The sequence below is a fragment of the Brevibacterium picturae genome (genome assembly GCF_030453725.1).
GTDB classification, from domain to species: Bacteria; Actinomycetota; Actinomycetes; order Actinomycetales; family Brevibacteriaceae; genus Brevibacterium; species Brevibacterium sandarakinum_A.
The window spans coordinates 1-1,826 of the sequence record NZ_JAKDJU010000321.1 but is presented as its reverse complement, the minus strand read 5'-3'; the positions used below and the strand labels follow the sequence as shown (position 1 = coordinate 1,826).

2 protein-coding genes are annotated in these 1,826 nt (G+C 65.7%); one reads left to right on the top strand and one right to left on the bottom strand.

Annotated features, from left to right (window positions below):
* Positions 1 to 244 precede the first annotated feature (244 nt).
* A complete protein-coding gene (locus L0G76_RS16015) occupies positions 245 to 946 on the top strand; it encodes a uracil-DNA glycosylase (RefSeq protein WP_304358117.1) in 702 nt (233 codons plus the stop codon).
* A 71-nt stretch (positions 947 to 1,017) separates the two neighbouring features.
* Here the strand turns inward: L0G76_RS16015 and L0G76_RS16010 are convergent.
* Positions 1,018 to 1,826: threonine/serine exporter family protein (locus tag L0G76_RS16010; protein WP_304358116.1), on the bottom strand; the 809-nt coding region annotated here is incomplete at its 5' end.

The window sequence follows — 1,826 nt, the reverse complement described above, 5'->3', positions numbered from 1 at the left end:
ACATCTTCCAGTTCGTGGCCTCGGGAAATTGCGACATTGTGATCCTTTCACCTACTCAGTTCTGCGATGAACTCTCACCGTCGAGCATATCGCCTGCCCCGGGGCGAAAAGAATGCCGGGACGGTAAGCGATGATGCACACCTCATCTGCGTTGTGTGCACATCGGCACCCTGCCCTGGGCCCGGCCCCACACCCGGTCGATCGCGGATCGGGGAGGTGGCAGTCCATCGGTAGAATCTCGGGCATGACGTCCACAGCTGAACTGACCGAGATCATGTCCCCCGACTGGGCCACGGCGCTGTCCGGCCAGACCGATCGCATCCATGCCATGGGCGACTTCCTTCGGGAGGAGATCGCGGCCGGGCGCAGTTACCTGCCCGCCGGAGACGCGGTGTTCCGCGCCTTTGCAGAGCCCCTCGCCGAGGTGAAGGTGCTCATCGTCGGTCAGGATCCCTATCCGACGCCCGGGCATGCGATCGGTCTGTCCTTCGCCGTCGACCCCGATGTGCGACCGCTCCCCCGGTCGCTGACGAACATCTACAAGGAGCTTGCCTCCGATCTCGGCATCGCCCCTGCCGCCCACGGTGATCTGCAGGCCTGGTCGCGGCAGGGAGTCATGCTGCTCAACAGGGTGCTCACCGTTGCACCGGGCGAACCTGCCTCCCACCGCAAGCGCGGCTGGGAGGCCATCACGGAGCAGGCGATAGCCGCACTCGTCGACCGGGACCAGCCGCTCGTGGCGATTCTCTGGGGCCGTGACGCGAGGAATCTGGCACCGATGCTGCAGTCTGGTCGCTCCGAGGTCGCGATCATCGAGTCCGCGCACCCGTCACCGCTGTCGGCCAGCAGGGGCTTCTTCGGATCCCAGCCGTTCTCCCGCACGAACGATCTGCTCGCACAGAAGGGCCTGGCGCCCATCGACTGGAGCCTCCCGCCCCAGGACTGAACCCGGGCTCGGCCCCGGAGAGAGTCCGAGGCACGAACGCCAGCCGCCCACTTCGATTGTGTGACCGACGTTCAGTCGCGGGGTTCGACCGTGTCCATGGTGATCGTCGAGTCGGCCGAGCGCGCGGACTCCGCGGTCTTCTCCACGGCGTCGGCCTTGAGGTTCTTCAACGGCCTGGCCAGATAGCTGCCGAGCACAGCTCCCACGGCCAGGGCGGCATTGGCCAGGATCGCGGTGAACAGCGAGGACAGTCCCACTGCGAAGGACGTCGTCTCCGATTCGGCGACGATCTGATAGACGGCGGTGAAGATCGACAGCCCCTGCAGCAGGGTGTAGATCGCGGGAATCATGAGCACGATGGCGGGTGCACCCAATCGCAGGGACAGCGGCCGAGCGAGGAAGCCGGTCACGGTCGCCGCCAGCAGACTGGCCAGGACGTTGTCGATGGCGAGGATCGTCAGTGACGTCATCGTGATGTAGGAAGCGAGTCCGACGAATGCGGCCGGCAGGATGAATCGCCTCGTCGACTGCATGCCGACGACTCCGGCCATGGAGACCACGGCTGCTGCTGCCATTGACACGATCGCGGTGAGCACGTGCACACCGGTCTTCGGTACGAGGACCTCGATCGGGTCGAGACCGATCGCCTCTCCGGTGACGACTCCCAGGGCCAGCCCCGACACGATGCCCGCCAGGGTCAGGACCACCCCCACCATCTTTCCGGCGGCGGTGAGCGGGAAGTCCGTCAGGGCGTCCTGAACGGATGCGTACAGGGATTGCGTGGGCAGGAGCAGGACGATTCCGGCCGCCACGAGGTATTGCGGTGATTCGATGATGCCGAAGTTGCCGGCCACCATCGCCACCAGGGTCGCGATCGCCG